15 protein-coding genes are annotated in these 13,763 nt (G+C 59.9%); 6 read left to right on the top strand and 9 right to left on the bottom strand.

Annotation, left to right across the window (positions count from 1 at the left end):
* Nucleotides 1–684: 684 nt before the first annotated feature.
* The 5 genes from A9404_RS13320 to A9404_RS03910 all read right to left on the bottom strand — a co-directional run bounded on the left by A9404_RS13320 (nt 685) and on the right by A9404_RS03910 (nt 3,269).
* Nucleotides 685–930, bottom strand: coding sequence for a hypothetical protein (locus A9404_RS13320; protein ID WP_156521224.1), 246 nt, complete (start codon nt 928–930; stop codon nt 685–687).
* A complete protein-coding gene (gene lepB / locus A9404_RS03895; protein WP_066098852.1) occupies nt 927–1,826 on the bottom strand; it encodes a signal peptidase I in 900 nt (299 codons plus the stop codon). Before lepB ends, A9404_RS13320 begins: the two co-directional genes overlap by 4 nt.
* Nucleotides 1,827–1,906: 80 nt before the next feature.
* Nucleotides 1,907–2,149, bottom strand: a complete 243-nt coding sequence (locus tag A9404_RS03900; protein ID WP_066098854.1) for a hypothetical protein — start codon at nt 2,147–2,149, stop codon at nt 1,907–1,909.
* On the bottom strand, nt 2,142–2,702 hold the full coding sequence (locus tag A9404_RS03905) for an RNA polymerase sigma factor (protein ID WP_066098856.1): 561 nt from the start codon (nt 2,700–2,702) through the stop codon (nt 2,142–2,144). Before A9404_RS03905 ends, A9404_RS03900 begins: the two co-directional genes overlap by 8 nt.
* Nucleotides 2,703–2,822: 120 nt before the next feature.
* Nucleotides 2,823–3,269 (bottom strand): Lrp/AsnC family transcriptional regulator, encoded by a 447-nt coding sequence (locus A9404_RS03910; RefSeq protein WP_066102754.1) that lies wholly within the window; start codon nt 3,267–3,269, stop codon nt 2,823–2,825.
* A gap of 377 nt (nt 3,270–3,646) precedes the next feature.
* On the opposite strand from A9404_RS03910, the gene A9404_RS03915 reads away from it, so the two are divergent.
* The 6 genes from A9404_RS03915 (at nt 3,647) to A9404_RS03940 (ending at nt 9,783) form a co-directional block, all read left to right on the top strand.
* Nucleotides 3,647–4,738 carry a TRAP transporter substrate-binding protein gene (locus A9404_RS03915; RefSeq protein ID WP_066098857.1) on the top strand — a complete coding sequence of 364 codons (1,092 nt, stop codon included), beginning with the start codon at nt 3,647–3,649 and terminating at the stop codon, nt 4,736–4,738.
* A 20-nt stretch (nt 4,739–4,758) separates the two neighbouring features.
* A complete protein-coding gene (locus A9404_RS03920) occupies nt 4,759–5,361 on the top strand; it encodes a TRAP transporter small permease subunit (protein ID WP_082922722.1) in 603 nt (200 codons plus the stop codon).
* Between the two features lie 2 nt (nt 5,362–5,363).
* Nucleotides 5,364–6,686, top strand: a complete 1,323-nt coding sequence (locus tag A9404_RS03925; RefSeq protein ID WP_066098859.1) for a TRAP transporter large permease — start codon at nt 5,364–5,366, stop codon at nt 6,684–6,686.
* Between the two features lie 37 nt (nt 6,687–6,723).
* A complete protein-coding gene (locus tag A9404_RS03930; RefSeq protein WP_066098861.1) occupies nt 6,724–8,322 on the top strand; it encodes a gamma-glutamyltransferase family protein in 1,599 nt (532 codons plus the stop codon).
* 50 nt (nt 8,323–8,372) lie between these two features.
* Nucleotides 8,373–9,200, top strand: coding sequence for a sulfite exporter TauE/SafE family protein (locus tag A9404_RS03935; protein ID WP_066102760.1), 828 nt, complete (start codon nt 8,373–8,375; stop codon nt 9,198–9,200).
* Between the two features lie 175 nt (nt 9,201–9,375).
* Nucleotides 9,376–9,783 carry a DUF4332 domain-containing protein gene (locus A9404_RS03940; RefSeq protein WP_066098863.1) on the top strand — a complete coding sequence of 136 codons (408 nt, stop codon included), beginning with the start codon at nt 9,376–9,378 and terminating at the stop codon, nt 9,781–9,783.
* An 86-nt stretch (nt 9,784–9,869) separates the two neighbouring features.
* Here the strand turns inward: A9404_RS03940 and thrC are convergent, their stop codons facing one another.
* The 4 genes from thrC to nagZ form a co-directional block, all read right to left on the bottom strand.
* Entirely contained in the window at nt 9,870–11,033 is a 1,164-nt protein-coding gene (gene thrC, locus A9404_RS03945) for a threonine synthase (protein WP_066098864.1), read from the bottom strand.
* 171 nt (nt 11,034–11,204) lie between these two features.
* Complete coding sequence (locus A9404_RS03950; RefSeq protein ID WP_066098866.1) at nt 11,205–11,948, bottom strand: S-methyl-5'-thioinosine phosphorylase; 744 nt, start codon at nt 11,946–11,948, stop codon at nt 11,205–11,207.
* 12 nt (nt 11,949–11,960) lie between these two features.
* Nucleotides 11,961–12,548 (bottom strand): hypoxanthine-guanine phosphoribosyltransferase, encoded by a 588-nt coding sequence (locus tag A9404_RS03955; RefSeq protein ID WP_066098868.1) that lies wholly within the window; start codon nt 12,546–12,548, stop codon nt 11,961–11,963.
* A 13-nt stretch (nt 12,549–12,561) separates the two neighbouring features.
* Nucleotides 12,562–13,635 (bottom strand): beta-N-acetylhexosaminidase, encoded by a 1,074-nt coding sequence (nagZ, locus tag A9404_RS03960; RefSeq protein ID WP_066098870.1) that lies wholly within the window; start codon nt 13,633–13,635, stop codon nt 12,562–12,564.
* Nucleotides 13,636–13,763 lie beyond the last annotated feature (128 nt).

Below are 13,763 nucleotides of genomic sequence, written 5' to 3' on the forward strand. Positions count from 1 at the left end.
TTTCTTTCCAAACTGGGGACAGAGCACGATTTATTTACCCCACCTTTCGACAGTCGCCCGTATCACAAGGAACCACTTCGTACGAACAACCCTGTCTCGTAAAATGATGGTCCACGCATAAATTATCCCCAGATAATTCCCTATTTCGGTTATACCCTAGCGAACCATTTTCGATGCCCCAAGTCTTTTCACGTTGCAACGCTAACAATACAGGTGCTATCAAATCAACAAGATAGAAACAAAAGCCCGAAATAACACGATAAAACATGGGTTTATTCTGGATACAAGGCGATTAACCCAGTTAACTACCAGGGCATTGCATCACCAATATGACAATTAGGTGACGGCACCAATGGGCGAATCAGGGGCGGTGAATACAGGATGCGTCACGGATGGGCGAGTGGCAGAAAGGGCAATTCTCCCTCAAACCACAATCATCGTGCTGCCCCGGCAGCGGATTCGATCTTTACACACCGCCAATTAGTCCTGGAGAAGCGGGCTAAATTTTTGAACGGCTGCACCGCCATGAATCAGCAGTGACTCGATATCGGCCAGCAGGCCGGCCCAGGAGTAATTGCCGATGCCGCTTTGCTTTTATCGTCAAAGCGCCTGCCTCCATCCAGATCCTGCGCCGCTGCAGTCGGAATCTGGATTTCCCGAATCTTCATTTTTCCCCGTTGGATTTCAGTTCGGCCAAAGAAATGAAGGCTGCCTGACCGGATGCAATTTTTTCCCGCCGAGCTTGCAGAATCTCATCGTGCCAAACCGGCGAGACAGGTTCATGTGCCGCGTGCGTGCATCCCACAGGGCTTCCATCGTCTGCAACTGCTCTTGCGCGGTCATCTTTTCAATATCGATCGTATTCGCGGTGACTCCTGATCGGGGTTGTCCACGCGTTCTGCTCGATCCCATGCCGCTTACTTCGCTCAATCCAATACCTGCCCCAAACGAGACCAGCGCACCCCGCCCTCTCCCCAGGAAAACCAGATTTGTCTTGCTTTGCCGACGACGTCGCGCAGGGGAACGGTGCCGAACGTACGGGAATCCGTGGCCGCGCTCCGGTTATCGCCCAGAACATAGACCTGCCCCGGCGGCACGGTGGTATCGATGTCGGTTGCCGGACTCGCATCTTGCCACTCGACCTGCCAGTGTCGCTGGCCTTCGGCTTCGGTCACCCGGGTCATCTGTTGTTCGGTTTGCGTGCGTACCGTCAACGGCTGCCCATTGACCGTAACGGCCTGGCCCTTGATCTGCACACGATCGCCCGGAAGCCCGATAATGCGCTTGATGTAATAGCGTGTCCGGTTGTTAGGATAGACGAAGACCGCAATGTCGCCGCGTTGTACGGCGGTGTGGCAGCCGGGGCAGTTATAGCGTTTGTCGGCGAAAATGAAATCGTGCGGTTCGATGGTCGGCATCATGCTGGCGCTGGGCACGGTGAATGCCTCGACCTGATGGGCGCGAACGTAGCCGGTGAGTAACGGCACCGCCAAAATGTCGCACAGAATGAAGACCAGGACATAGACGCTGCTCACCTGCCAGGGCGCCCGAACATAGGTCGAGCGCGCGCGGGCGCCCCGCCAGGCATCCCAAAGCCCGTACACCCAGACGCTCAGCGTCAGGATCAGGCCCAGGACAAGCATGGGCATCATCCACGCCGAAGGCAGGTACAGCGCAATCAACACCACGCCAGGAATGCTGAGCAATGAAAAGGCGAGAAACAGCCAGATGGCCTTGTTGACCTCGCCGTTGTAGAGCTGGCCGAAGCCGGGCAGGATCAGCGACATCAGAACCGCATATAAGGGTCGACGGGGTGCATTGTTCATCAAGGGGTACTCCTTAAATTCATCATTCATTCACGGAATTCGGCGAAAAAGCCGGCAAAGAATCCGGTCATCGCTGCCTATCAATTGGCGCTGGTCGCCATCCAGATGCCGAAGACGAACCCGAGCAATTGCAACAGGCCCACGGCCGCGCCACCGGCCAGGGCCAATCCGGCCAGCCAGTGCGTCGCTTTGGGCGATGGCCGCGCAGGAACCCGCGCGGCCGGGTCGGGCAGTTCGCGAATCCGGGCCATGACGGTGCGCTCGAAGTCATCCGGCACATTCAGAAGATCGCGTGCCAACAGCCGATCCAATTCATCATTCATCGTTGTTCTCCAGAAATTCCACGCCCAGTAATTCACGCAGTTTTTGTCGTGCCCGATGCAATCGGGTCTTGATGGCACCGGTAGAAACCCCTTCAATCCGGCCGATCGCGGACAAATCCAGGTCTTCGATATACGCCAGCGCCAGAACGCTCCGATCGGCCAAGGGCAATTGGCGTAGCGCCGCTTGGAGCAACTGGTGTTGCTCGTGTATCAACCATTGGTTCAGAGGGACGGGCTGAGTGCTTGGGTGATCGGGGAGATCATCCCCCATCAGGATTTCGTGACGCGCGGCGGGGCGATTCAGTTCGTTCAGCGCCCGATTTCGGGCCAGGGTGAATAACCAGGTGGAAAAGGCCGCCCGTTGCGGATCGTAATCACCGAGTTTTTGCCATGCCCGCAAGAAGGTTTCCTGCGCCAGATCTTCAGCCTGGGCTTGAGAAAAGCCCATCCGCCCCAGAAAACCGAACAGGGGTCGCTGGAAGTGGCGCAGCACGACGGCAAATGCGTCGTGATCACCGGAGATGCTTCGCTCGACCAGGCCGTTGATGTCCACAGATGCTTCCGATAGGTGGGTTCGTCTTTTATACAGGCCGAACGGGAAAAGGTTACCTATCGGATAGATCGGCAGGAGATACCGGGCGGCAAACCATCGCCGTGGCGGCAATCGGCCCGGCTATAAGCGCGGCCCGCCCCGACGATGTTTGATCCGTTTCAGCAAGGTCAGGCTATCCACGCTCAGAATATGCGCGCGCGTGAAAATCTGTTCGCGCACGAATTCATGCAGACGCTCGTAGGTATCGGTCAGCGCATGGACGTGCAGACTCTTCATGTCGCTCATGATGTAGAGACTGGCGATTTCCGGCTGATCCGCCAGCTCGTCGGCGATTTGCTCGATCCCCTGCGGCGCGACTTTGATGTCCAGGAAGGTCGACACGGTTTTGCCCATCTTTTCCGGATTGATGACTGCGGTGAACTGTTCGATCACGCCCTCGTCCTGAAGCGCCTGGACGCGATCGCGCACATGCGCGCGGGTGACGCCCAGCCGACGGGCGATTTCGGCAAAGGACATTCGCCCGTTCTTGATGAGCAGACTGACGATTTCGGTATCCAATCGATTCATGATGCCCTCCATTTTATGCGCCATAATGGTGCAAATGTTCGATCATGGCGCGTTTTCATACAAACAAGGTGATCGGACGCACCTCAAGCATGCTTTCGAACGAGTTTAGCAAGGCATGACTTTACAAACGAACGGAATTTCGAAATCCAGCTGACAAACGAACGTTAACCACTCTCGACCCGCCGAAAAAATGAATCGGATCGAGTGCACTCCTGTAAATAGCCCCCAGGAATACCTTCCTGTTTTATCATTTAGTTTCATGATGTTAGATAGCTTCATCCAAATTGGCACGACCATTGCTGTAGAAACATCACATCCGAACGGTTGTAAACCCAGATTAATTCTGTAGTGCACTTAACTCACGATGGAGTACCAAGATGAGCAACAAACGGCGTGATTTTCTGAAAACCAGCGGCGCTCTTGCCGGTGGCATGTTGATGGCCCCCGCCATTGCCAAGGCGGATTCCAGCAAGACCTTTACCCTGAAGATGACCAGCGCCTATCCGGCCGGTTCTCCGTTTTACAGCGTCGGCCCAGGCAGTGCGACCGACTTTTGCCAACGCGTCGAAGCCATGTCCGGCGGGCGCCTGAAGATCAAGTTCTATGCCGCTGGCGAACTGATCCCTGCCCTGGCCGGTTTCGATGCCGTTCGTGAAGGCACCGTGGACATGAACTGGGGCAACGCCTACTTCTGGGCAGGCAAATCCTTTGCGGCACAGTTCTTCACCAACGTGCCCTTCGGCATGGACCCGCTGGCCACCAATGCCTGGCTCTATGACGGCGACGGTCAGAAACTCTGGGACGAAGTCTACAAGCCGTTCGGCGTCAAGGCGTTCGCTGCAGGCAATACCGGCATGCAGATGACGGGCTGGTTCCGCAAGCCGATCGAATCCATCGAGGATTTCAAGGGACTGCGCATGCGTATCCCGGGCCTCGCCGGCAAGGTTTACGAACAGCTCGGCGTCAGCGTCAAACTGCTGCCCGGCGGGGAAATCTTCCCGGCACTGCAGCGGGGCGTCATCGATGCGGCCGAGTTCGTGGGGCCGTACCTGGATCGCAAGCTCGGCCTGATGAACGGCGCCAAGTACTACTACACCCCGGGTTGGCACGAGCCGAACAACGTGACCGAACTGCTGATCGGTCAGAAAGTCTGGGACTCACTGCCGAAGGATCTGCAGGCCGTTATCGAGAATGCTGCCGCTGCGTGCAATCAGATCAGCTTTGCCTGGTGTAACGCGAACAATGCCGAAGCGCTCAAGGATCTCGTGGACAACCACGGTGTTCAGGTCAAGACGCTCAAGCCCGAGATCATCAAGAAGCTGCGCGAGGTCACCTTCGATACGCTGGATACGCTGACGGCCAAGCAACCGGAAGCCAAGAAGGTGTACGAGAACTATTTCGCCTTCAAGAAGCGGGCAGACAGCTGGCTGAACATCAGCGAGCAGGTCGTGCTCACGGAAAATCTGTGAGTGCCCTACGGTAGATTGTCATGACGCATCCTGAAACTTCGCTGCCCCCGGCCCAGGCTCCGGGCAGCGCGACCTCGGATCCATCCGGCGCCCCGCGCTGGATCAATGGCGCGGCCCGCTGGGGCCGACGCCTGGACCGGGTCATCGAACTCATCGGCCAGACAACCGCCTGGCTGACCCTATTACTGGTTCTGCTGGTCGCCTTCGACGTCGGCGCACGCTATCTCTTTCACGTGAGTTGGGTGCCCGAACAGGAATTCGAATGGCACGTGCTGGCAGTCATCGCCCTGATCGCCGCTTCGTTCACCCTGCAACAGGGGGAGCATGTGCGCGTCGACGTGTTCTATCAGCACTACAGCGAACATGTAAAACGCTGGCTCGACGTCCTGTTACCCATCGTCATCGTGGTACCGGTCGGCCTCTTCATCGCCTACATGTCGCTGCATTTCGTTGAAATGTCCTACGCCATCAACGAAGGCTCCCCGGATCCCGGCGGTTTGCCGGACCGCTGGCTGCTCAAGGCGTTCGTACCCATTGGGTTTGCCCTGGTGGCCCTTCAAGGGGTTGCCATGTTCCTCCTGGCCCTGGTCAACCTGTACACACACCCACAACAGGAGCACTGATCATGGGTCTGGAAATTCTTGCCATCATCATGGTGGTCTCCTTGTTTGCGCTGATTCTGGCCGGCATACCCGTGCCGTTCGCCCTGGCGGTCAGCGGCATCCTGTTCGGACTGGTGGGCTTCGGCACGGATCTGTTCAACCTGATCCCGATGCGCATTTATGGCGTCGCCACCAACTACACGATGCTGGCGATTCCCCTGTTCATTTTCATGGGGGTGCTCCTCGAAAAATCCCGGCTGGCCGAACGGATGCTCGACGTCATCGGACACATGTCCGGCAAGCGCTCCGGCGGCATGGCGATCGCGATCATTCTGGTCGGCGTGCTCATGGGCGCCTCCACCGGCATCGTGGCCGCCACCGTCGTCACGGTCGGTCTCATCAGCCTGCCGACCCTGCTGCGTCGCAACTACGACAAGCGTTTGGCGTGCGGCACCATCTGCGCGGCCGGCACCCTCGGACAGATCATTCCGCCAAGCCTGGTGCTGATCATCCTGTCGGATATTTCCGGCACCTCGATCGGTTCGCTGTTCGCGGCGGCACTGATCCCGGGACTCATGCTGGCCGGACTCTATCTGCTGTACATCTGGGTCATGGCTCGGCTCCGGCCGCAAACCATGCCGCCCATTCCCCAGGATGAACGGGACGCCATGCCGACGAGCCAAGTCTGGCTCGATCTGCTGAAAGTCGTGCTTCCGCCGATCGCCCTCGTCTTCGCCGTACTCGGATCGATCATCGGCGGCATCGCGGCACCGACCGAGGCCGCATCGATGGGTGCTCTGGGCGCGCTGCTGCTCGTCGTACTCTCAGGCCGGTACAGCTTCTCCGTGCTTCGAGAAACGGTGATCTCCACGTTCAAGATCACCGGCATGACGCTCTTCGTGATGATGATGGCGCAGATCTTCAGCCTCAGTTTCCGAGGCCTTGGCGGCGACGATCTGATCGACTCGCTGTTCGCCTTCCTGCCGGGCGGCGTCTGGGGTGCCCTCATCTTCATGATGGTGCTGCTGTTCTTCCTCGGCTTCTTCCTGGACTGGATCGAGATCTCCTACATCGTCCTGCCCCTGATGCTGCCGTTCTTCCAGCATGCCGGCGTGGATATCGTCTGGCTCTCCATCCTGGTGGCGATGAACCTGCAGATGTCCTTCCTGACACCACCTTTCGGCTGGTCCCTGTTCTACCTCAAGGGTGTGGCGCCCAAGGAAGTGAAAACCCAGGACATCTACCTCGGCGTGCTGCCCTTCATCGGCATCCAGGCCCTGGCACTGACCCTGGTGATCGTGTTCCCGAAAATTGCCACCTGGCTCCCGGGCGTGGTGGGCTGGTAATGTCCGCCGCCACATTCGGAACAAGAAGGAAAACCTCATGTTGAAATCGACACTGGCCAATCGAGGCATGGTGGTCGCACCCCACCATCTCGCGGCACAGGCCGGACTTTCCGTTCTCCGCGACGGCGGCAACGCTCTGGAAGCCGCCGTCGCCACGGCCGCCGCATTGGCCGTGGTCTACCCGCACATGACCGGTATCGGCGGTGATGCCTTCTGGCTGTTCAAGTCGCCCGGCAGTGCACCGGTCAGCATCGATGGTGCCGGACGACTGGCGATGGAGCTCGATGCCTGCTTCTACAACGAACATGGCTACGATGCGATTCCGACGCGGGGCCCGCTGGCTGCCAACAGCGTGGCCGGCGCGGTCTCCGCCTGGGACAAGGCACTGGATTACAGTACCCGACTCTGGCAAGGACGGATGCCTCTGTCCCGAATTCTTGCCGATGCGATCACCTACGCCGAAACGGGCTACCCGGTCACCGAGTCCCAGGCACGGACAACAAGCGAGCGCACGCAGGAGCTCCGCGAGATACCGGGTTTCGCAGCCGTATTCCTCGATCAGGGCCTGTCACGACCGATCGGCGCGACCGAACGCAATCCGGCGCTGGCTGAAACCTTGAGACAGATCGCGCGTCACGGATCGGGCACGTTCTATCGCGGGGAACTGGCCACCATCATCAGCGACGAGCTCTGGCGCATCGGCAGCCCGGTACGCAAACGGGATCTCTACCCGCACCAGGCGGATTTCGTCACGCCACTGACCACCAATTTTGCCGGGGGTCAGATCTACAACACGGCCCCGCCGTCGCAAGGTCTGGCATCCCTGATGATCCTGGCGCTGTTCGAGCGGGCGGGCGGATTGGAGACAGAGCCGGACAGCCCCGAATACATCCACCTGCTGGTCGAGGCGACCAAGCTTACCTTCCAGACCCGGGATCGGTACGTGAGCGATCCGCAGGACATGTCGATTCCCGCCAGCGAGTTGCTCAGCGACGAGCGACTCGATGCCCTCGCGGCCAAGATTCGTCCGGACAGCACCCTGCCCTGGCGCGGCCCCGGCGACCCCGGAGATACCACCTGGTTCGGCGTGGTCGACAGCGAAGGGCGTGCCGTCTCGGCCATCCAGAGCCTCTATCACGAATACGGCAGCGGCGTGGTCCTCCAGGACACAGGTATCGTCTGGCAGAACCGGGGCATCAGTTTCTCCCTGCAACCGGATACGCCCCGCAGCATCGCACCGGCGCGCAAACCGTTTCACACCCTCAACCCGGCCCTGGCCGAACTGAAGGATGGTCGAACCCTGGTGTACGGCAGCATGGGCGGCGATGGCCAACCGCAAACCCAGGCCGCCCTGCTCAGCCGCATTGCCGGATTCGATGTCGGCCCGCAGGACGCGATCACGCGGCCGCGCTGGCTGCTGGGCAGAACCTGGGGCAACCCCTCCACCTCCCTGAAGCTGGAGAACCGGTTCCCGCAGGCCACCGTCGAGGCCCTGGCCCGACTGGGCCATGACGTCGAGCCCGTCGGCGCCTTCGATGAAATGGTCGGCCATGCAGGCGCCATCAGCCGGAGGACGGACGGACTGCTCGAAGGCGGATTCGATCCGCGCAGCGACGGTTGTGTCGCGGCCTATTGACCAACCTGAAACCCATCGATCAACCCAACCAAGCGCCAAGGTCCCTCAACGTGGATAGCAACCTGATCATTCTCATTCCACTTCTGCTCGTCGCCGGTGCCGTCGGCGGGCTGCTCGCCGGACTGCTGGGCGTCGGCGGCGGCATCGTGCTCGTGCCGATTCTCTATCACATCTACACCGGGCTCGGCATGAGCGCCGAACTGGCCATGCCGCTCTCCGTCGGCACGTCCCTCTCAACCATCATCTTCACGTCCCTGATGTCGGCGAGAAGTCATTATCGACGGGGCAACATCGATCTCGAACTCATCCGGCGCTGGGCACTCTGGATCATCGTCGGGGTCATGCTCGGCACCACCCTGGGCTCGATCGTCCCCGGTGCGACCCTGAAAACCCTGTTCGGCGGTCTGTTGACCATCGTCGCCCTGCACATGTTCTGGACCGTTCTACGCAAACCGCGACTGGCCGACCAACTACCCAGTCACCCGATCCAGTCGGCCATCGCCACCGGCGTCGGCAGTCTTGCCTCCATGTTGGGTATCGGCGGCGGAACCCTGGTGGTCCCCATCCTGAACCTGTTCGACTACCCGATCCATCGGGCTGTCGGGTCCGCCTCGCTCGTCGGTTTCATCATCAGCGTTCCTGCCACCCTGGGTTATATCTATTCGGGCTGGCACGTGCCGAACCTGCCGGTCGGATCAACGGGGTACGTGAACTGGCTGGCCTTTGCCCTGCTGGTACCGGCCACCATGAGTTTCGCGCCACTGGGCGCGCGGCTCTGCCATCGGCTGGATGTCCCGAGACTCAAGCAGGTCTTTTCCGTCTTCCTGCTGCTCATCGGCTTGAAGATGTTGGGTCTGCTTCCCGGCCTATCAGGATAAATCTGCCAACGCACCGTCATCAGCGAGGTTGCGACCAACAATAAATCACTTCGCAATAGGTAAACCGTGCAAAATCAATAATCTGCTTATTGTTAAGGCACCTAGACGATCTCTTCGTACGGTCACCAGAAATTGCGTATGATCGTTTTGCCTCACAATCAAACAGGAGAGATCGATGGCCACACCTATTCAAGAATTGCGTGGAATCACGGATGCGATGGTTGCAGGATTCAAGAAAGCGGGAATCAATAATTCGGATACTTTGATCGACGCGATTGCCCTGCCGGCCGGCCGCAAGCAATGGGCCGAAAAGCTGGGCGTCACGACTGCCGAAGTGCTGGAACTGGCCAACCGGGCCGACCTGGCACGCATCAAGGGCATTGGTGGCGTATTCGGTGATTTGCTCGAGATGTCCGGCGTGGATACGGTCAAGGAACTGGCTCACCGCCGTCCTGACAACCTCCAGGCGAAGATGGTCGAAATCAATACCGAGAAAAAGCTCTCCGGTCGCAACCCCTCCTTGAAGGATTGTGAATCCTGGGTCAGCCAAGCCAAGGAACTGGGCGGCAAGATCACCTATTGATCGTTGACCAGGCGATTCCGACGAGGGCGTCGCGAGAAACAAAAAAAGCACCGAAAGGTGCTTTTTTTTGGGTTCACGAATTCTGCTTACATGAAGCCGAGAATCGCACCACGCACGGAATCCAGATTGGCATCGATCGTCAGCATACGTGCCTTTTCGACGCCCTCGGCCTCGCCCTGACATTGGGCGATGGCCGTATCCGGATCCTTGAGGCCGTTGCCGGTCAGGGTCAGCACGACGGTCGCGCCCTCCTCGATCTTGCCCGCCTGGATATCCTTGATCAGGCCCGCCAGCGAAGCTGCCGATGCCGGTTCGCAGAAGATGCCTTCATATTGGGTCAACATGCGCTGCGCCGCGAGAATCTCCAGGTCGGTCACTTCGGCGAACCAGCCGCCCGACTCGGACATGACCTTCCAGGCACGATCCCAGCTCTGGGGATGACCGATGCGGATGGCCGTGGCCACGGTCTCGGGATGATCGACCATCGCCCCGCGGATGAACGGCGCCGAACCGGCCGCCTGATAACCAATCATCTTCGGCCGATGCTGGCAGAGCATACCCTGAGCATATTGGCAGGCACCCTCGCAGAAGGCGCAGCTATCGGTGACGTGGCCGCCCGGCGCCGTGCAGGATTCGCTGTAGCCAATCCAGTGTGCCGTGATGTTGCCGGCGTTGCCGACGGGCAGGCAGTGGTAGTCCGGGGCACGGCCCAGTTCGTCGATGATCTCGAAAGCCGCGGTTTTCTGGCCTTGCAGGCGGAAAGGGTTGATCGAGTTGACGATGGTGACCGGCGCATGATCGGCCACTTCCTTGACGAGGCGCATACCGTCGTCGAAGTTGCCACGGATCTGCAGGGTCGTGGCGCCGTACATCATGGCCTGGGCCAGCTTACCCATGGCGATCTTGCCGTCGGGGATCAGCACGAACGCGGTGATGCCGGCACGGGCCGCATAGGCCGCAGCGGCGGCGGACGTATTGCCCGTCGACGCACAGATCACGGCCTTGGAACCCGCTTCGACGGCCTTGGTCACCGCCATGGTCATCCCGCGGTCCTTGAACGAACCCGTCGGGTTCAGACCCTCGTACTTGACGTAGATGTCGACGGAGCGGCCCAGTTTGGCCGGAATGTTCTGCAATCGGATCAGCGGGGTATTGCCCTCGCCCAGACTGATGACAGGGGTCGTGTCGGTGACCGGGAGACGATCACGGTAACGGTCGATCAGACCGGTGTAACGGTTGGCTTGCGACATGGTGGCAACGGTTCCCAAAATGAAAAGACGGAGAGAAATTGAAGACGGAAATGCGGCACATTTTACGCATGTCGCCCGAGGATTGCAGCGAATTGTTCGGAACGGCGTGCCCGGATGGGTGCCGAGCGCAGCGACTCAGAGCCTGAGCGTCATCCCGGTCCGGTATCGCGACTAGATGTGATACTGCAGCATGCGAACGATCAAACGACGAACATCTTGCATGGCAATGCCCAGGGTACGATTGATCTCGTCCATGTCGACCCGGCCATCACCCTGAAGACCGGCAGCCCAGTTGGCCACCACGTTCAGGCTCGCGTACCGCAGATCGCTCTCCCGAGCCAGCACGGCCTCGGGCATGCCGGTCATCCCCACGACGTCGCATCCGTCCCGGGAAAGACGCCGGATTTCCGCAGCGGTTTCGAACCGCGGCCCCTGAGTCGCTGCATAGGTGCCACCGTCGATCATCGGAATGGACAGTGCTGCCCCCGCTTCGAGGAACGCTGCACGCAGCTCGGGATCGTAGGGATGGGTGAAATCCACATGGGTCACGGATTCGAGATCGCCCTCGAAAAAGGTGGACGGCCGCCCCCAGGTGTAATCGATCAGTTGGTCCGGCACGCAGAGACTGCCGGGTTTCATCGCCGCACTGATGCCCCCGACCGCCGACACAGCCAGAATCCGGGCCGCACCCATCTCACGTAGCGCCCAGATATTCGCCCGATAGTTGATTTCGTGCGGTGCGATCCGGTGGTTGTAGCCATGGCGGGGCAGAAACAGGATTTCGTGCCCCCCCATGCGCCCGATGGTCACGGGCCCCGAAGGTTCGCCGTAGGGCGTGGAAACCACCTGATGACGGATCTCCGTCATGCCTTCGAGCTGGCTCAAGCCCGTTCCGCCGATAATGGCCAGATTCATGTCGCGCCCCGCTCAGTGCGATTCCGGCAGGGCATAGATGCCCGCCACGTTCCGGAAAAAACCGTGATAATCCATGCCTTCGCCGAAGATGTACCGGTCGGGCACCGACAGGCCCACGAAGTCCGCCTTCATGTTGGGCACCTTGCGATCATGCAGCTTGTCCGTCGCCACGGCGATCCATACCTTGCGCGCACCAGCCGCCTCGCACCAGTCGCGAACCGCTTTCAGGGTATGACCCTCATCCAGGATATCGTCGAGGATGAGAACATCCCGCCCGGTAAGGAGCATGTCCGGCTGTGCCAGCCACTTCAATGCCCCACCGGAAGTCGAACCCCGATAGCGCGTGGCATGCAGGTAGCTCACCTCCAGGGGAAAACGCAACCGACTGAGCAACTGACCACTCACGATCAGCCCCCCATTCATCACGGCCAGCACGATGGGCAGACGCTCAGACAGGGATTGGGTGATTTCCTGAGCCATCCGGTCATAGATCGCCTGCATTTCCGCTTCCGTCACCAGCACATCGCAGCTGGCCAGCAGTGCATTCAACTCCGTGACACGCTCGATGGTGCGTCGATCCGCTTCGAGCTCGTTGCTCATAGATTCCTCCCACTCACTCTTCATTCAAAAACCAGCCCGTTTCGGTATTCGCATCATACAGACGTTCGACCCAGGTCCGCGCTTCGGCGAAGCGCGGGTCCTTCTCCAGTTGTTCCACCGTCGGCGGGTGCGCGTGACCATGGGCCAGCAGATGCGCCAGACGTGCCTCGCGGACCGGATCGGCCGGATATTCCCGACAGGCCAACACCCGATCCACCCAGTCCGGATGATTGCAGATCAACGCCATGTCGCATCCTGCGGCCAGAGCGGCATCGACCCGATCTTCGATTTCCCCGCCCGCCTCGGCGGCCGCCATGGTCAGATCGTCCGTGAACACGGCACCCTGATAGCGCCATTGCTCACGTAACATGCGCGAGATCCAGACCGATGAAAACCCGGCCGGCAGACTATCGACCGCCGGATAGATCACGTGGGCCGCCATCAGGGCAGGCACGTATCGCTCGATCAGTGCCAGGAAGGGTCGCAAATCCTCACGCTCGATGGTTTCGAGCGTACGGCGATCGACCGGATGGGCAATATGAGAGTCCTCCGCGATCGAGCCATGACCGGGGAAGTGCTTGCCCACCGCCGCCATGCCCGCGTCCTTCATGCCGCCGATCCAGGCGATCGCCAAGGCGGCGACCGCGGCGGGTTCGCGCGCGAACGCCCGATCGCCGATCACACCGCTGACGCCGCGATTGAGATCCAACACCGGCGCAAAGCTGAGATCCACACCGACCTGCCGTAATTGGACGGCCATCAACCAGCCCAGGGATCGCGCCGCCTCCAGACCGGCCTGTCGATCCTTGGCGAATACCTCGCCCAGGCGCCCCATCGGCGGCAGATGGATGAAGCCCTGGTCGCGAAAACGCTGCACCCGGCCACCCTCCTGATCGACGGCGATGAGCAGGTGCGGATGGCGCAGCGCCCGGATTTCGGCCGTCAGTGCCGCCAGTTGCTCGGGCGACTCATAATTACGGGCAAACAGGATCACGCCACCCACGGAAGGATGACGCAAACGACTCCGTTCGCCTTCCGTCAGGGCCAACCCGGCCACATCCACCATCAAGGGCCCCAAAGCCGTCATTTCCGCTCACCCTGCATCGCCAAACCGCGCTCCAAAACAAGAAAATCCAAGATAAAAATAACAAGAAAAAAAGGCACCCGAAACGGGTGCCCAACAATAACAGGAGGAGTCAGACGCTGCCATGCTGA

Origin of the sequence: Halothiobacillus diazotrophicus, assembly GCF_001663815.1 — a bacterium.
In the GTDB taxonomy this organism is placed as follows: Bacteria; Pseudomonadota; Gammaproteobacteria; order Halothiobacillales; family Halothiobacillaceae; genus Halothiobacillus; species Halothiobacillus diazotrophicus.